The sequence below is a fragment of the Arthrobacter sp. B2a2-09 genome, assembly GCF_027587375.1.
Lineage (GTDB): Bacteria > Actinomycetota > Actinomycetes > Actinomycetales > Micrococcaceae > Arthrobacter.
Window position 1 is genome coordinate 1 of the sequence record NZ_JAMXIC010000032.1, and the last position, 15,902, is coordinate 15,902.

Sequence of the window (15,902 nt, forward strand, 5' to 3'; positions counted from 1 at the left end):
GCCAGCCAATGTCGAGTAAATGACACATGACTTTTAGGGTCAGGTTATTCGCAAAACGCGGGTGCGTGAACCGGGCTGGGCGCGCCGTAGGATGTCGCTATGGCGACTCTGGGTGAGATCTGGCACTACACGACGGCGACGGGTCTGTCTGGGATCCTGTCGGAGCATGTGCTCTGGGCGAGCTCCGCGGCCTTCATGAATGACCACCGGGAGCTTCGAACTGGGCCCGCCGTCTTGGCGAAGCAGCTAGATGACCTGCATGGTCTTGTCGATGACGAGAACTTTCAAGGCTTTCTCCGACTTGCTCGGGGGATGGGGACGATTGATCAAACCCTCTCGTTTGTAGCGTGTGCTTGCCATGAACGAGACAGTCTGACAATGTGGCGCAACTATACGGACGAAGTCGGATTTGCCGTTCGCCTAGATCCCGCGCGCCCGCTTTTTCTTCGTAGGCAGCGATCCATGAGCGATGTGCTCTTTCCGTCTGACGAGAAGCTCCTGGGAGACGTGGCCGGTTCGGCGGCGATTCTTGGCCTGATGGCGGACAACTTCGACGAAAGCCCCCGCGAATGGCAAGACGCCATTTACAGCAAAAGGGAGCAAGATAGTCTCGCGCGGGAGTGTTTGCAGCTAGTGCGCGCCTACGCTAAGGATCCCGGGCAGCAAACCGCCGAGGACGCCCAGACCATTACCAACGTGATGCTCGAATTCAATCGAACGCTGCAAAGGTTTAAAGATGAAGCTTTCAAGCATGAACAGGAACGGCGTGTCGTGTTTCCAGTTCCGCAGCCTCTGTCTCGATGTTTTACCAAGTTTCGAACGAGCAAATACGGCATCGTCCCGTATGTTGAACTCGGACTCCCGGCCGAGGAGCCCGAGGGAGCAGGCGCGGCACTTCCGCGACCTATGCAGAATCTCCCCATCTTGCAAATAGCCGTCGGTCCAACGCCGTACCCAGACCAGGCGGTCGCGGGTGTTAGGCAACTCCTAATCTCGTTTGGGTACGGAGACGTCGACGTTGTTTCAAGCAAAATTCCATTCCGGAGTTAGGCGCGGCGACCGAGGTTTGCCGCCAGGAAGCACCGGACGTCATGCAAAGTGTCTTCCACTGCTAGCTTGACGCGGGCCTGCGGTCCAACGTCACCAAGTAGTCAATCTCCGAGGCTTGGACAACAAGTCGGTCGAAAGGATCTAGTCCTTCCAAGCTGTTGTCATCTTTAAGGCGATAGCTAAGCGGCTTTCGAAGGATTAGCTGGCGGTCGCCGTTTTCTTCTGCGACATCGGAATGTGCGTCGTGCTCGCCTTGGACCCAGATTCCACTCTTTAGCTGGATGCCAACGATGACGTCGTCATCTAACTCCTCGGGTGTCAGTACTCTGTCCCAAGCCGTATTGTCCTGAACGTCCCCGCCGCTACCTACCCAGAGCAACCGTCTGACGCCGTCAAAGATAAATCTCGAGGCGGCGGCCCAGGCAACGACGCTACCGAGCGCTAGAAATATGACCATCCAAACGATGACGGCGCGGGGTCGGGCGTCGAACGCTTTGGCCGGATCGGCCACGAAGGCCACTAGTGAATCAATGGGCAGACGCCATACAAGACTGATACCGAGGTAGGAAAGAAGAACCACCATTGCCGCACCAACGCTTGCGAAAATGACCGTCGCAGTTTCACGAAAGACTGAGCGGCCGCGTCGCGGCAGGTGAGTTTCGACCCGACTTAGGAATATGAGCCCCGGGATGAGGAAGAAAGGATAAAGCAGAGCGGCAATGGCGGAGACTGGCATACAGTGTTTCTACCACTTGGAGAGTACCGGGGAGCGCCATGGCACGAGAACAGAAGGTATCAAAAAAGGCGTCGGACCGAAGAGGTTGGGCCCTTAAGTATAAGAAGAAGGGTGCGACACCGGAGAAGATTGTCGAGATCGAAGGGAAGCCGTCCGTTATCGGCACCATCTTGACCCAAAACGGGGTTGTCGTGATCCGCGACGCGAAGGGCCGAGAGGTTGATCCTGAGACGTTAGGGGATGATCTAAGTCGCTACGTCGTTATCAAGCGGCCTGACACGCGAGTGGAGAAAGAATATCGTCGCAAGACGGTCAGGACTGAAGAAGACCCAAAGCACCCAAACGTACCAAAGCTAAGCGGACTGAAAACGGCCAAGCCCTCGCGACGAGATCGGCAACCTGCCGAAATAGAGCCTAAGACCCCCAAGGGCAAGCCAGCCAAAAAGGGCTGGTTCAAATGACTCGAAGCACTAGAAGTATCCTGGCTACATGACCGAGAAGGATGCCCCAAAATCGGGGCGCGAGTTGTACCAGATCGTCCTGGCCGTTGAAGAGTTGCTCGGCGGCGAGCTATCGGGCGACGAGCTCGCGGAACTCGTGAACGCCGCCGACCCTCCGAGCGAGGAAAAGCGCATCCGGTAACAATAAAAAGCCGCCCTGGGTTTGTCCCAGGGCGGCTTTCCTTTGCATCGATCTAAGCGGCGTCGACGAGTTCTCGCTGTGCCACGAGCGCCTTGTGGAGGTGGCGGGCGATCGCCTGAGCCAGCGCTGTAGGAACAGCGTTGCCAATCTGTCGAGCTATCTCGATTTTGGAGCCCTCGAAGATGAAGCTATCGGGGAAGCCCTGAAGTCGGGCCGCCTCGCGGTGGGTGATGGGCCGGTGTGCCTCAGGGTGGAGGTAGCGGCCCTTCTCAGGCTTGAAGAACTCCGTCCGGATGGTCGGCGACGGGCGTTCCCACCACAGCCGCCCCATGACGTCCGTTGTGCCGGTCGGCTTCTCGGCCCAGCACCGGGGGAGTAGGTCCGGCCGGTTGCGGGCGAGGTCGAACCTGTTCCCGCCCTCGGGAATCGCCATGTACCGCTCTAGGCTCGTGGGCCTTGGGTTCCTCTTCAGGTGGAGCTCCTGCCGGTCACCCGCGAGCCCCTCGACTACTACCGGCTCGACGGCTGTCGGGTACTCGGGCAAGTCGCCTATAGCGTCGCGCACGGTCACGTAAGGCGTCCCGCTGGCGGCGTTAGGGCCGTGCGTTACGGGCGGCGGCCATTCAACCTCTTCGGCGTTGCGGACGGCCATGAAGATGCCTCGGATGCGGCGCTGAGGGGCGCCATAGTCGGCGGCGTTCAGCGGGCCGTAGTTAAATGCGTACTGTTTCAGCACGGGGTCAGTTTCCATGGCCTCTAGGAGGGCCATGAACTGCGCCGACTTCTGAAACTCGGGTACGTTCTCGATGATGAATGCCGCCGGTTGAACTTGGCGGACAGCCCGAAGGTACTGCTGCCAAAGCTCGTTGAGCTCGGCGCGGGAGGCGTCGTCACGGTCGCGGCCCAGGGGCGAGAAGCCCTGGCAGGGGGGACCGCCGATAATTACGTCGGCTTCTGGGAACGTCTTCACGTCGGTCACTGAGCCAGTTTCCATCTCGCAGCCGAAGTGGCGCTCATATGTGTTTGCGGCGGCCTTGTCGATCTCGACCGCGAAGATCGGCATGAAGCCGAGCTCGGCCTGCTCGAAGCCGAGAGATAGTCCTCCGGCGCCTGCGAATAAGTCAATTGTGCGAATGTCCATGATGTCCTTCCCGGTCGCAATCCTATCGTTACGGTGGGGTGAGACATTCCTGCTGGGCGGTGTGTCCGTTTCGGTGGATGTTCGCCTTTAATGAAATGCTCAAGCCATGCCCGCACCGTTCGCCGCCCAGCTATGCGGTTTCCGCCTCGATAAGCAAGGGAATCTGACTCGATACCCGAACACATCTGATGCGGGCGACGTTGGATCGGTGGAGCTTGGTAAGGCGCTCTTAGAAGAACTCGGAGTGCCGGATGACCAGCCGGGAGGGAATGACCCCGGCGCTAGGCTGGAAGAGGCAATTCAAGGTCATCTACAGCCGCTGCGGACTGACCTCGTTATTCGGCGGTCACGCTCGGCGCTGGAGTTTGAGCAGTACGCACATCTGCGGGTTTTTCCTGAGTTCAAGGAAGGACACATAAATGCCGGGACAACGATCGAGCAGCTGCGGAAAATCGCCGAGAAGCTTCCAGCGTCGGCGCCGACGACAAGGCTTCTAGCAAGCCTGGACTCGGCGGCGACAAAGTTCGCCGAGCAGGACAGAATCAGCGAACGGCTGAAGCTCTACATGCCGGAGGAATCGCTGCTCAAACTTGATCTGACTTGCGCCACTGAGGAGGAGGGTAAGGAGTCCGTACTTCGCCTTGGCCTTTCGTCGAAGTGGACCCTCCGCACCGACCGCGCTCAGGACTGTGTTTCTCAGGGTTCAAAGCTGGCGTCCCAGCGCCGGGGTCCGATGCCGCACTATGCCGTCATTACGATGGAGCCGCGTCCGGCCATGCTGAAGATTCTTGCTGACGGCTCGGGCTCAGTGGACTTTGTCTACCACTTGGACCTGCCAGCACTGATTCGTGCCATGGAAAAAGTCCGGAGCAAGAAGCGTGGGAAGTGGAGCCCTGGCATTACCTTCGAGCGATTGCTCAATCAGGGCAGAATCCGAGATTACGACGACTTGGTCGGCGCGGTGCAGTCGCTTCCTCTGACTGTCCCTCCTTCGGTACCGGAGGGCGCCATCGCTTCGGCCGAGGAGGAAGCCGGACGGAGCGGCGAGGTAATAGGAGACGCCGAGAGACCGTTGTTCTAGCGGTATCGCAGAAACGCAGAGAGGCCCCACTCGCGGCTTGGGAATGAGTTCCTGAGCTTAGGAGGGCCTCTCGTCTTGGACGTCTCGCGCGAGGCGCCTTACGCTTCGATCATGCGCTCTTCGTGGCAAGGGCAGATCGGGGCGCCGAAGTCGGCGAGCCACTGGCGGGTCATGCGGGCTTTGTAGCCGGAGCCATCGGCGCACTCAACTTTCATCATGCGAGTGGTCTGCTTCTTCGGGCCGTCGGCCCCCTGGGCGCCGGAGGAGATCGCCGCGTGAGGGTACTCGCCGAGCTCCGCCGCGATCTCTTCGAGCTTCGCCTTCAGGTCGTCGCCAGCGACGGTCGCCGTCATCTTGCCAGTGAGGCCGAGGGCCTTTGCGATCTTCGCGAAGCGGCCCTTGTGGCCACTCGCGCAATCGTCGATCGCGTGAATCAACTCGTGGGCCAAGACGTCCAGTACGCGGACCGCGTCGTCCAGGACCGGGGAGATAAAGAGCTGAGAGACGGAGTCGGCGGCGACCTTCGTCGACCAGCACTGGCCGATAACCGAATTCTTCCGGCCGTTGCCGCCGGGCCAGCCCACGGAGACGCGGACGGCGGGAACGGTCTCGCCGAGCTCCTCGAAGAGCGGGGTCAGGGCCTCGACGGAGGCGACGAGCCATTCTTCGCGGGTCTGGAACTTTGCGGTCACTGTGGACTCCTTCAGTAGGTCTAGCGGGCTTGTGTAAACAGTTTAAGTCACGAAAAGCGCCTTACGCAAGTCGCCATGCGTAATGACGTATGCAGCCTTGCCGAGGTCCCGTTCGAAGTGACGAAGGGCGCGCGTATGGTCGTCGCGCTGGCTCGTGGTCCAGGCCCGGCCGGGGAAGTGGCGGCGGAGGGTTTCGGGGTCGACGCCGTCCGTCCTGGAGATCTCCGCGAAGCTCCAGCCCTCCTCTAGACGGGCCTCGATCCAGGCGAGCCGCTCCGGCGCCAGGAAGTGATCGCGGGAGAGGCCGAGCTCGCGCCGGACGCGGCCGACGGTCCGCTCGTTGACGCCGAAGTGAGCAGCAAGGCGGGCTAGGGTCCAGCCCTGGCCGTCGAGCCTGGCGAACTCGTCGCGGTCGACCCGTTGCCGGGCGGCCATTATGCGGCCGCCTGGTCGGTCTGGCCGCCGTTCCGGAGGCAGTCGCAAGCCTGGAGGCCGGAGGGTGCCTTCTGCTCCCGGAGGAGCTCCAGGGCGGCCGCGTGGCGGGCTCCCGACGTGAGCTCCTGGCGCTCGTCGGCCTGGGCGGCCTTCTCGCAAGTCGCCGCGGAGTGAAGGAGTCGCTGGACGAAGGGTGCCCGCTGGCGCCCGTAGCCGGTGAATCCGAGCTTCTTCGCCGTGACGTAGCCGCCGTGGCGGACGCCCTCGACGTGACGAAGAACCGCCGCCCAGCCGTCGAAGTTCTCCAGGACGCGAGCCGGGCGCGTCGGCGTGGGCTTCTTGATCGCCAGGAAGCGGCCGCCGGCGTCGACCGCCCAGACGGAGGCCGCGAGCGGGCCGTCGCTCCAGACGGTCGCGGCGACGCCGTCGAGCTCGACGAGGGCGCCAGCCTTCCAGGGCTTCGGATCGAAGGGCATCGGATCTTTGCGGGTAGCCATTGTGGCGAGTCCTTTCAGGGAGTGAGGGGGAGGGGCCGGAGCCCCTCCCGAGGAGGGCTAGAGGCTTGCGTCAGCCGGGATCTTGTAGTGCGGGTACTTCCGGTGTTCCTTGATCTTCGCGGCGAACTTCTTTTCGAGGATCGCCTTGGCGGAGTAGCCGTCGACGGCGGCGGCGATCGCCTCGGCAATCTCGCGCGCGGCGGCCAGGTCCTTAGCGGCAAGGTCGTCCAGGTGGGCGCGGTGAGCTTCGTCCTGGGCGACCATGAAACGGCGGCCAACGTAGGTGTCGATCTCCCAGCCGATCTGATTCTCGGCGCCGCGCTGGCTCTTGTAGACCTTGCGACCGACGACGATCTGGGCGGCCTTTGCGGCTTCGCGCTTCGCGGCCTTCTCGGCGGCCTCCTGGGCGCGAGCCTCGCGCTCGGCGACGTGGATAGGGAGCATGGACTTCTTGGCGACCGGCGCGGAGGGGAAGCAGACCGTGCAAGCGGCCTCTCCGGCGAGCTCGACGATCTCGACCTCCTCCGCGCCGGAGTATTCCGGCATGAGGCCCGCCTGAGTGGTCCAGCGGAGCGTCGAGCAACCGAAGCCCTTGTGAAGGTGGCCGCCAGGGACCAGGACGAAGCGGGTCCAGTTGCCAGCGGCGGCGATAGCTTCGAGCGGAGCGGCTTCGGCCTTGGCGTTATCGAGCTCGTCCTGTGCGGCGGCGAGCTCGGCGGTGAGCCGGAAGGGGCGACCGCGCTTGGCCGTGTCCTCCTGAATTTTGACATAGGACCGGACGCGGTCCTCGGCTTTGGCGGTCTTCCACCATGCATCGACGAGGAGGGCGTCGGTCGTCTTGGCGATCTTGCGGAGGGCTTCAGCGGCGGTCAATGTGACTCCTTCAGTCGGTAAGGCTTTGTTGTGTAAACAGCCTAAGTAACGCAAGGCGACTTACGCAAGTCGGCTTGCGCGGGAGAGGGCGATTAGGAGCTCCGCGCAATAACTCAAAAGAGTTGACTAACGATTGGACTAATTGGCGGCGGCCATCGTATCCTCGATACATGAACAGCCGCCGCCTTTCGATAGTCGCTTTACGCGACGCCCAGAGCTTGACGCATTTTGCCGAGTGCTCCGGCGCGGACTCGCTGAGTCTTCGGGCGGGAGAGGCCGAGGCGGTGGCCGACTTCGGCGTCCGGAACGGGCTCGTAATCCTCGAAGCCATAGGACAGGCGGCAGACCGCGCGCTCCAGGTCATCGACCGCCATAAAGGCCAGGTCGACCAGGACGGCGTCCTCAGCGTCGGCGGCCGGGTCGCCGAAGAGCGAGCGGACCTGGATCTCGCGGCCCTGGCCGGTGGACTCGCCGACTCCGTCGTCCTGGATAGCCTCCAGGCCGTCGACGTTGCGAATCGCGGAGAGGATCGCGAGGAAGGTCTCCGACTTCATTTCCCGCGAAGGAGCCAGGAGCGCGGCCGCCTCGGTGTCGCCGTTAGCGTCGCGAAGGATCCGGAAAAAGCGCTTCATGCTCGTATCCGGGATTGTGAAGCCAGAGGCATCCTGGGCGTGAGCGGCGACGGCGTTTTTGATGTGACCGGCCGCGATCGCCGCGAGGCGGTCATGAGTCAGCGGGTCGAACTTCTGGATCGCTTCCAATAGGCCCATGACGGCGGACTGGCGGACGTCCTCCAGGTCGGACGCCTGGGCGCCCGCCGTCTGAGCTCGTACGAAGCCCTTCAGGCTATTACGGAGCGCCGGGGCGTAGGCGTAGAAGAGCTCAATCTTCGCGGCCTCGTCGCCTAGCTGGGCAGCGGCCAGGAGATCCCGCTCCTCCTCCATGGAGAAACGCTTCTCGGCGCGGCGGTCGAAGATATCGGCGATTACGGAGGTGAAAGAAGGCATGATAAGAGACCTTTCGTAAGGCGCCTTTCGTGGCGCTAAGAGGGGGATTTTTGTTGCCGATTAAAGGCAACGGGATCGACTCTATGCCGCGAAAGACGCCTTACGCAAATCCGTAAGGCGTCTTTCGTGGGTCAGGCGCGTTTATACGTCGTCGCCATTCCAGGAAGCGATCGCAAGGTCCAGCTTTTGACGGGCGGCGGCCGTGGCCTCCGTGTTGGCGGCGAGGGTCGCGTGAGCCTCCTCGACGGCTTGGCGGACGGCCAGACGGCGCTCGTCGAGAACGGTAGCCAGCGTGGGGTCGCCATGGCCGCCCTTCGCCCGCTCCGTCGTGTCCTCTCGGGGCTTTGGGACCGGCGCGGCCGTCCATTGGATCTCTTCAGCGTCAGCCAGCGAGCGGGCCAGGGAGAGGCTCGCGACGGCGAAGACGCGGACGGCGGAGGGGAGGGAGGTCGTCATATTTTTTTCGTCTTTCGTGGGGAGGGTTGTTTCAGAGGAACTAAGCCGCGTCCAGGTGAGCCGGGACGCCGTAACCGGAGCCCCAGGACTTCCCGTAAACCTCTGGATCCGAGGTAATCGGGATGCTGTAGAAGGTCGAGCCCATGATTCGGCCGATCTCCTGGATCACTTCCGCCGCCTCCTTCTCAGGAGCCGAGCCGATCAATTCGTCGTGAATCGGGAGGAGAAGGTGATCTCCCAGGCCCGCGTCGAAAATGTCGACGATCGCCTGGGCGAGGAGATCGCGGGCCGTCGACTGGACGACGTAGTTAGTCGCCGCGTAAAGCCGATCCTTGTCGAGCGGAAGGTGACGGCCGGAGACGGTGATTACTTCCTTCTTGCCGTACTCCGCCCGCTTCTGGAGCCGCTGGCCGTAACGCTTGATCCCTGGGAACGTCGCGTCATACGCTGACATAGCAGGCCGGATCGAGTCCTGGCTCGCGCCGGTCTGCCTGGACACGGTAGCGACGCCGCCGCCGTAGACCTTGCCGAAGCCGATCGACTTCGAGATCTTCCTTTGCATCTTCGTGAAGTCCGGGCCGAAGACCTTCGCCGCCGTGAAGTCGTGAAGGTCGACGCCGGACTTGATCGCCTCGACGAGCGTCGGGTCCTGGCAGAGCGCCGCGAGGACGCGCATTTCTACCTGGGAGTAGTCGCTCGCGATTATGAGCTCGCCGGGGTCGGCGATCACGGCGCGGCGGATCTTCCAGTCTCCCGAGGGGAGTTGCTGGAGCGGCGGCCGGGAGATCGACATACGCGCCGTTCGGGCCTGGAGGCCGCCGATCGAGGCGTGAAGCCGGTCGTTACCGTCCCGGAGATCCAGGAAGGCGTCGACGTAGCTCGTCTGCCACTTGCTCGCGCGCTTCGCCCGGAGGACGGCGTCGGCCAGCGGGTTAGGGTCGCGGGCCTCGATCCGCTCCCATTCGCGATCCAGGTCCGCAAGAGGCATAAGGACCTCTTTGTCGACCTTCTCCTTCCCGGACGCCGTCGTCTCCGTCAGCGTCTCGCCCATGCCCTTCAGGGCGGCCGCGACTTGGTCGGTCGAGTTGATGTTCGCCACGCCGTAGCGGGCCGATACCTTCGAGTAGTGCTCGTGCTCCTGGATCAACTCGGCGCGGAGTTGCTCGATGTAGGCGACGTCAAGCTTTAGGCCCTTGCGCTGCATGATCGCGAGGAGGCTCTGGAGGTGGTGCTCAAACTTCGAGAGGTCGCTCAGGCCGAGCTCTTTGATTAGCGGCGCGAGCTCGTAGAAGAGGCGGGTCGCAAGGATCACGTCGAGGCCCGCGTAACGGACATAGAGCTCGTGGTCGATCGGGATATTTGCGAAGCCGTAGGGCATGTGCGGCCGCTTGCCGACGCGCTGGGCGTAGGCATCGGACGTCTCCGGCGTGACGGTCTTCTTCCAGTCGTTATAGAGCTTCAGGAAGATCGCCGCGAGGCCGTTCTGAGTGTCCGGGGCTTGGTCGTCGACGTAGATCTCGCAGAGCTCTTTCAGGTGCAAGCCGGCCCCTCCTTCGGACTTCATCCGAGGGTCGAGAAGGTGGGCGAAGACGCGCGTATCGAAGACGCGGTCGGCGAGCTCCTCGATCTTCACGCCGACATGCTCGTCGACGACCAGGAGGTCGAAGGGGGCGTTATGGGCGACGAAGGCGCGAGGCTGGCGGAGGGTCCGCTCGATCACGTCGCCGAAGAGATCCTCGCGGAGGACCCAGGCTTCGCGCGTGTTGCCGAACTGAGCGAGGCGGCACTTATAGCCAGGGGAGAAGATATCGAGGCCGGTCGTCTCCGTGTCGAAGCCCAGGACCTTGTCGCCCTGGGCGAGGAAGGCGTCGAAGCCTGGGAGATCCTGGCGGCGCTCCGGGAAGAAGATCCGGCACTCGTCGCCGCCGATCGTGTGAGTGAGGGAGATCAAGGCGTGATCCTTTCGAGGGTGTGTAAACGGGAGTGGCCGGTGAGGGAGTCGAACCCTCCGCCGCGCGGAACTTGCGAATTTCATGGGGACGCGAGAAGACGCCAGCCAGGCAACAATTTGTTGTGTGGTGGTGTGGGGGTGCGCAGCGGCCTAATTACCGGCCTGGAGCCCGCCCCGCCCGGAATAGTCACGGAGGGGGCGGGCGGTCTTTCAGTTAGCGGTCGCAAGCGTCGGGCGCGCCGGTCCAGTGGACCAGGCGGCACCGATCGCAGACGTATTCGCGCGGCGCGAGCTCGACGTCGCCGATTTCGTCTTCCATAGCGTCTCCTTAGAGGACTGAGTCGAGATCCGCGCCGGAGAGGGCGGGAAGCTCTGATGATTTGTTGTCACCTTTGGAGAGGGCCAGGAAGCCGTCTCCTGCTCGCCCAGGAAGCGGAACATCTTCCGGGGCGTCGTGATCCGGGACGTTGTCCGTCTGGCGGGCGCGTCGGACGCCGTCGAAGGCGACGCCCTTATTTGTCTTCCGCTTCGTGAGCCCGCGCTCTTCCAGGGCGCCGAAGAAGGTCCGGCGAGTCCAGACTTCGCGCTGGGGGAGGTTCTCCTCGTCGGCCCAGGCCAGGTAAGCGTCGAAGAGGACCTTTCCGTCGACGCGACCGGCCTCGTCGTCGAAGACGAATTGACCAGGCAGGAAGCCCGCGAGGGCGTCGGACGTCTCGCGGTATTCCTTCGTCGAGCTCTTGATGATCTCCGGGTCCTGGAGTCCGCCCGCGTACCATTCACGAGCGCCTCGAACCGCCCAGGCGAAGATCCCTGGAGCCTCCGCCAGGAGCTTGTCGCCCAGGCGGTGATCGCGCTCTTCGGGCTTGAAGTAGCGCTCCCACGGGATCAGCTTCACGCGGCGCCAGAGGCCCTCGTCCTGGCCTTTGAAGCTGGGCTTGAAGTTGGTCGCCAGCATGAGGAGGAAGGTCGGCCGGAACTCGAAGAACTCCTTCCGCATGAAGCGGGCGGAGATCAGGTCGCGGCCGGTGACGCGCTTCAGGATCGCCTCAGACATTGGCTTACCCTGCTCACCTTCGGCGGCCATGACGAGACGGCCGCCCTTCAGGGCCGCGATATCGTTCGGGATGCCGCCCGATCCCCGATCCTCGAAGGTTGAGAAAGGAGTCGTCACGGTGAGCTCGCGGAAGACCTCCGTCAGCGTGTCCGTGAGGACCGACTTACCGTTCGCCCCAGTGCCCCAGAGGACCGCGAAGCATTGCTCCGTGGTGTGTCCGGTGATCCCGTAGCCGACGAGGCGGCGCATGTAGTCCGGGAGGGCGCGGTGAGCTGGGAAGACCTCCTTCAGGAATGCTTCCCAGCGCGGGGCCTTCGCGTTCGGGTCGTAGTCGATCTCCATCCGGCGAGTCAGGAGAAGCGCCGGATCGTGGGGGAGAAGGTCGCCCGTCCGGAGGTCGACGACGCCGTTACGGCACGCCAAAAGATCCGGATGCTTATCGAAGTCGCCGACACGAGCCGGGACGCCCTGGACGGCCTGGAGCTCGCGAAGCATGGAGTCCATCCCGCGCGAGGTCTGGACGTGGGCGGCGTAGCGGTTCAGGCGGGCCGCCCGCTTCTTGTCCTTCTGGGAGACGCCCTCGTCCTCCTGGCCGGAGACGGCGTTAGACGCCTCGCGAGCCAGGTTACGGACCAGGTCCGCGACGCCCTGGGCGTGAGTCCTAACGGCCTGTTGCTCGTCCTTCCGCCAGACGCCGTCCTCGAGGAGGAAGAAGCCCATCTCCTCCGTGTACCGGACGCCGGAGCCCAGGCTCTCGACGTAGTCGCGGAGGTAGCGGGCGCCCCCGAGGTCCGTCAGCGAGTACCGCTCTTCGTCCCAGGCCAGGAGGGCGGCCGTTCGGGACTTCACGACTTGGGCCTCGGCGATCGCCCGGATCGCTTCGGCGTAGAAGCGGGAGGGGTCGCGGTCGCGCCAGTCGGTGAGGTCCATCCCGTCCGGGAGATCCAGGACCTTCACGCGGATATCGCGGGAGACGAGGGCTTCGGCCAGGACGGCGGAGAAGCGGCGACCGGCCGGGTCTCCGTCTCCGGCGATCACGACTTCGCGGCCCTTGACCATGTCGGCGAGGGAATCAATCACGGCCGGGTTAGCGGCCAGACCGGCGCCGCGGATTCCTACCGTGTCGAAGCCCAGGGCAGCCGACGACGTCAGCGCGTCGCCGGGGCCTTCCGTAACGATGATCTCGTCGAAGCCAGCGGAGCCAGGGAAGAAGCCGATCTTCGCCCAGGAGGCGCCGTCGGGAGACTTCGGGCCGAGCCAGCGGACGGCCGCGTCCTTGTCGAGGGCGCGGGCCTGGAAGCCACGAGCGACGCCGTCCTTATCGCAGAAGGGGACGACGAGGCGGGGACCGCCGCCGAGATCCTCCGCGTAGCCGAGGCCCAGGCGTCCAGCGGCCGAAGCGTCGATCCCGAAGCGCGTAAACGCATACTCCTGTGCGGCCTTACCGGCATCCTCGTCCCAGTAAAGGGCGAAGTATCCGTCCAACTTCACGGCCAGGGCCGCGACTTCGGCAGGGGAGGCCGGGACGTCCTGGGAGGTCGCCCGCTTCTCCAGGTCGACGTCGCCCGCCGTCATGGTTGCCAGGTCCTTCATGGTCAGGCCCAGGGCCTTGACGACGGCGGTCGTCTCGCAACCGGCGCGGCACCGGAGGAGGACCTTACCGGCGTCCGAGACGGTGAGGCGGAGGCTCTGCTTCGAGTCCTTGTGGGCGGGGCAGTGGACGAGGTAGCCGTCCGGCGTAGCCTCGACGTCGTCGAGCTTCGTCAGGAGATCGGAAAGGGTCACGAGGGAGCTCCGTTTCAGTAGTGGGGAAGTGGTTCAGAAAGGGAGAGGGCCAGGAGCTCCGGCTTTGCTCAGATAACTTTTTGGAATTACCGGTCGGTAAAGTTCGGGCGTCAAGCGCTTGCCGATATCGTTGAAGGCGCAACGAAGTGAAAAAGCCCGCCCCTAGGGGCGGGCGAAGAGTTATGGGGCAAGATGGAATTTGACGAGCCAACGACAGCGGCACATCCGGTAATCGAAGCGATCGGCGCGGACGATATCTTCGCCATATCGGAGGAGGAGGCGACGTATGTCCTCCTCCCCCGACTTGGGATAGGGCTAGGCGAGTCCCACGCGGTCTTCGCTGACGGGTCTTACGCGACTTGGGTTCCCGCGCGCCTAGCGGGGATACTCCCGCCGCTCGTCTTCGGCGCTCTCCCGCTCATGGACGCTCTGGACCTCGTCGCGAGCATGTAGCGCCAGAAGCGCCTCCGCCCGACGGAGACGAAGCAGGAGCCGCGCGAAAGTCGCGACAGTCATAACGGCGTAACCGTCGCCGACAGATCGCCGGACCCGCTTCACAAAGGCCACGCCGTAGGATTCTCCGGCGCGGCCTTTCTGCTTTTCGGCGCCGTCCAGGCCGAGGCGGATCGCCTCCTCCCAGGATTTGTAATTCTTCGCCTGGGCGACGAAGGGCGAGATACCGTGAATATCGCCAGAATCCAGGAAGCCCTCTTGTGCCACGCGGCGCGGAGCCAGTCCGTAGCGCCCCTCGAAGAAGCCGCCGAGGGAGCGGACCAGGTCCGTCTCCCACTTCGTGCCCTTTTGCTTCGCCGCGCTCATGAGTCACCCCTGTAGCTCCGCAGGACACGGCCGCCCTTGGTGACGACGTCCGTGTAAACGGCCGGCTCAGGCTCCGGCCAGAGATCCTTCGAGCGGAAGGGGCTCTTCGGCTCGTCGGCCGGGATCTCCTCGACGCCGTCGGCGATAACGGGGAGCCAGAGGATCGAGAGGCCCTCGCCGAGCTCCTCCGTTCTGGGGCCTTGCTCCGCGTAGAAATAGGGGAGCTCCTCGCCGTCCAGGCTCACAGTGAGCGCCTGGCGGTCGACGATCGCGTGAGGGATGCTCTTCTGGATCATTCGCCAGCCTCCGCCTTCACGCGGGCGGCGAAGGCTTCCAGGAGATCCGGGCGGAAGCCGGTCCACTCGTCGCCGAAGGAGGTCATGACGACGGGCGCCTGGGAGTAGCCGAGGGAGCGTATCCAGTCGGCGGTCTCTTCGTTCTCGGGGAGTGCGAGGTCGATCTCGCGGAAAGGGACGCCCATCTTGCCGAGCGTCGCCTTCGTCGGGCGGCACTGGACGCAGCCGGGGGTCGTGTAAACGGTAATTTCAGCCATGATGTAAACGCTCTTTCAGGTACGGGAAAGCCCCCGCCCCTGGATCGTCGTCCAGGAGCAGGGGCTAGAGGGTGCTGCTTGCGGGAGAGGCTAGGCCGCCTTGAGGGTGACCTTCGCGGCGATGATCGCAGCGAGGATGCCCGCCAGGACGACGAGGACCAACACGAGCGCCAGCGGGACCAGCGGCAGGAGGCAGACCCAGAGAGGGACCATTGCCAGGATGCCGACGCCCTTCAGGACGACGAGCACGAGGGCGGCCAGGGACAGGAAGAGAATTGGCAAAGCGGGCATTATTCGGCGGCTCCCTTGATGATGAGGTTCGGTTTCGTGTAGGCGACTGTTTGCCCGGCGCGCGGCCCCTTCTTCACGACGAAGGAAACAGGTTCGAGCTCCAGGACGGCCTTCGTCGGGCCGTTGATCTCCGCGAGCTCGCCCTCGACGTCATACGCCGCGAGATCCGAAGCCAGGCTCCAAGAGCCGGTCTGGAACTTGAAGATGCCGAGATCGGGCTGTTCGGCCAGGCGGAAGTAAACCTCGATCTGAGGGACCGGGCCGATGCCGTCCTGGCCTTTCTTCTTCCGCTCCTGGAAGGAGAGATCCGCGTCCGGGTCCGGCGTGCCGTCTTCCATGACCTCGCCGTCAGACTTGGAGATCATCTTGCCGTTGCGGCCCCAGAGGATCATGGCCGAGCGGAGGGCCTTCGGGCCTTCCATGATGATCTCGACCTCGCGGGTCGCGGTGAAGACTTCCAAGTTGTCCTCGCCCTTCGCGTCCCATTCCTGAGGAGCGTCGCCACCCAGAATGTCGAAGACGGCGTTAGCGACCTCCGGGTCGCCGGTCGTCACGCGCCAGTCGTCCAGGGCGGCCGGGCGGCCGTTCAACTGATGCCCGGAGCGGAAGCGGCCGACGACGTCGTCCGCGAAGCGCTGGCGCGGCTTCGGCTGATTTTCGGGGTCGTTACCAAAGATTTTCAGTCCCATAATTCGGGCTCCTCGTGTGCTTGGACCGGCCGCGCTTCGGCGGCGGGTCCGGGGTGTTTCGGACAGAGGAGGAGAGGGCCGGGGGGCTTCCGCTGCTCACTTCCAGGCAAAGAAAAAGAGCCCCTCTCCCAGGACGGGAGAGAGGCTCTT

19 protein-coding genes are annotated in these 15,902 nt (G+C 63.7%); 4 read left to right on the forward strand and 15 right to left on the reverse strand.

Going from position 1 to position 15,902, the window contains the following annotated elements:
- Window positions 1–99: 99 nt before the first annotated feature.
- Window positions 100–1,050 carry a DUF2971 domain-containing protein gene (locus NFJ07_RS22850; RefSeq protein WP_269998074.1) on the forward strand — a complete coding sequence of 317 codons (951 nt, stop codon included), beginning with the start codon at window positions 100–102 and terminating at the stop codon, window positions 1,048–1,050.
- Between the two features lie 61 nt (window positions 1,051–1,111).
- Here the strand turns inward: NFJ07_RS22850 and NFJ07_RS22855 are convergent, their stop codons facing one another.
- Window positions 1,112–1,786 carry a DUF6338 family protein gene (locus tag NFJ07_RS22855; protein ID WP_269998076.1) on the reverse strand — a complete coding sequence of 225 codons (675 nt, stop codon included), beginning with the start codon at window positions 1,784–1,786 and terminating at the stop codon, window positions 1,112–1,114.
- A gap of 38 nt (window positions 1,787–1,824) precedes the next feature.
- Between NFJ07_RS22855 and NFJ07_RS22860 the strand changes: the two genes are divergently transcribed.
- Together NFJ07_RS22860 and NFJ07_RS22865 are read left to right on the forward strand one after the other, a co-directional pair.
- Window positions 1,825–2,247 carry a hypothetical protein gene (locus NFJ07_RS22860; protein WP_269998078.1) on the forward strand — a complete coding sequence of 141 codons (423 nt, stop codon included), beginning with the start codon at window positions 1,825–1,827 and terminating at the stop codon, window positions 2,245–2,247.
- 28 nt (window positions 2,248–2,275) lie between these two features.
- Window positions 2,276–2,428 (forward strand): hypothetical protein, encoded by a 153-nt coding sequence (locus NFJ07_RS22865; protein WP_269998080.1) that lies wholly within the window; start codon window positions 2,276–2,278, stop codon window positions 2,426–2,428.
- Window positions 2,429–2,480: 52 nt separating this feature from the next.
- On the opposite strand, the gene NFJ07_RS22870 is transcribed toward NFJ07_RS22865, so the two are convergent.
- Window positions 2,481–3,569 carry a DNA cytosine methyltransferase gene (locus NFJ07_RS22870; RefSeq protein WP_269998082.1) on the reverse strand — a complete coding sequence of 363 codons (1,089 nt, stop codon included), beginning with the start codon at window positions 3,567–3,569 and terminating at the stop codon, window positions 2,481–2,483.
- Window positions 3,570–3,675: 106 nt separating this feature from the next.
- Between NFJ07_RS22870 and NFJ07_RS22875 the strand changes: the two genes are divergently transcribed.
- Window positions 3,676–4,650 carry an NgoMIV family type II restriction endonuclease gene (locus NFJ07_RS22875; RefSeq protein ID WP_269998084.1) on the forward strand — a complete coding sequence of 325 codons (975 nt, stop codon included), beginning with the start codon at window positions 3,676–3,678 and terminating at the stop codon, window positions 4,648–4,650.
- A gap of 98 nt (window positions 4,651–4,748) precedes the next feature.
- Here NFJ07_RS22875 and NFJ07_RS22880 read toward each other — a convergent pair whose 3' ends face one another.
- The 13 genes from NFJ07_RS22880 to NFJ07_RS22940 form a co-directional block, all read right to left on the reverse strand.
- Window positions 4,749–5,342 (reverse strand): SprT-like domain-containing protein, encoded by a 594-nt coding sequence (locus NFJ07_RS22880; RefSeq protein ID WP_269998085.1) that lies wholly within the window; start codon window positions 5,340–5,342, stop codon window positions 4,749–4,751.
- A 42-nt stretch (window positions 5,343–5,384) separates the two neighbouring features.
- On the reverse strand, window positions 5,385–5,777 hold the full coding sequence (locus NFJ07_RS22885) for a hypothetical protein (protein ID WP_269998086.1): 393 nt from the start codon (window positions 5,775–5,777) through the stop codon (window positions 5,385–5,387).
- Window positions 5,777–6,274 (reverse strand): hypothetical protein, encoded by a 498-nt coding sequence (locus tag NFJ07_RS22890; RefSeq protein ID WP_269998087.1) that lies wholly within the window; start codon window positions 6,272–6,274, stop codon window positions 5,777–5,779. Before NFJ07_RS22890 ends, NFJ07_RS22885 begins: the two co-directional genes overlap by 1 nt.
- 57 nt (window positions 6,275–6,331) lie before the next feature.
- A complete protein-coding gene (locus tag NFJ07_RS22895; protein ID WP_269998089.1) occupies window positions 6,332–7,147 on the reverse strand; it encodes a hypothetical protein in 816 nt (271 codons plus the stop codon).
- Between the two features lie 200 nt (window positions 7,148–7,347).
- A complete protein-coding gene (locus tag NFJ07_RS22900; protein ID WP_269998091.1) occupies window positions 7,348–8,154 on the reverse strand; it encodes a hypothetical protein in 807 nt (268 codons plus the stop codon).
- Between the two features lie 141 nt (window positions 8,155–8,295).
- Window positions 8,296–8,610, reverse strand: coding sequence for a DUF7169 domain-containing protein (locus NFJ07_RS22905; protein ID WP_269998092.1), 315 nt, complete (start codon window positions 8,608–8,610; stop codon window positions 8,296–8,298).
- Between the two features lie 40 nt (window positions 8,611–8,650).
- Complete coding sequence (locus tag NFJ07_RS22910) at window positions 8,651–10,561, reverse strand: DNA polymerase (RefSeq protein WP_269998093.1); 1,911 nt, start codon at window positions 10,559–10,561, stop codon at window positions 8,651–8,653.
- Between the two features lie 328 nt (window positions 10,562–10,889).
- Window positions 10,890–13,400 carry a phage/plasmid primase, P4 family gene (locus NFJ07_RS22915; protein ID WP_269998095.1) on the reverse strand — a complete coding sequence of 837 codons (2,511 nt, stop codon included), beginning with the start codon at window positions 13,398–13,400 and terminating at the stop codon, window positions 10,890–10,892.
- Window positions 13,401–13,775: 375 nt separating this feature from the next.
- Window positions 13,776–14,219, reverse strand: coding sequence for a hypothetical protein (locus tag NFJ07_RS22920; RefSeq protein ID WP_269998097.1), 444 nt, complete (start codon window positions 14,217–14,219; stop codon window positions 13,776–13,778).
- A complete protein-coding gene (locus NFJ07_RS22925; protein ID WP_269998099.1) occupies window positions 14,216–14,515 on the reverse strand; it encodes a hypothetical protein in 300 nt (99 codons plus the stop codon). Before NFJ07_RS22925 ends, NFJ07_RS22920 begins: the two co-directional genes overlap by 4 nt.
- Window positions 14,512–14,772, reverse strand: coding sequence for a glutaredoxin domain-containing protein (locus tag NFJ07_RS22930; RefSeq protein WP_269998101.1), 261 nt, complete (start codon window positions 14,770–14,772; stop codon window positions 14,512–14,514). Before NFJ07_RS22930 ends, NFJ07_RS22925 begins: the two co-directional genes overlap by 4 nt.
- Window positions 14,773–14,862: 90 nt before the next feature.
- The gene (locus NFJ07_RS22935) at window positions 14,863–15,063 is read right to left on the reverse strand and encodes a hypothetical protein (RefSeq protein ID WP_269998103.1); all 201 of its coding nucleotides are present in this window, start codon (window positions 15,061–15,063) and stop codon (window positions 14,863–14,865) included.
- Window positions 15,063–15,752, reverse strand: coding sequence for a recombination directionality factor (locus NFJ07_RS22940; RefSeq protein ID WP_269998104.1), 690 nt, complete (start codon window positions 15,750–15,752; stop codon window positions 15,063–15,065). Before NFJ07_RS22940 ends, NFJ07_RS22935 begins: the two co-directional genes overlap by 1 nt.
- Between the last annotated feature and the right edge of the window lie 150 nt (window positions 15,753–15,902).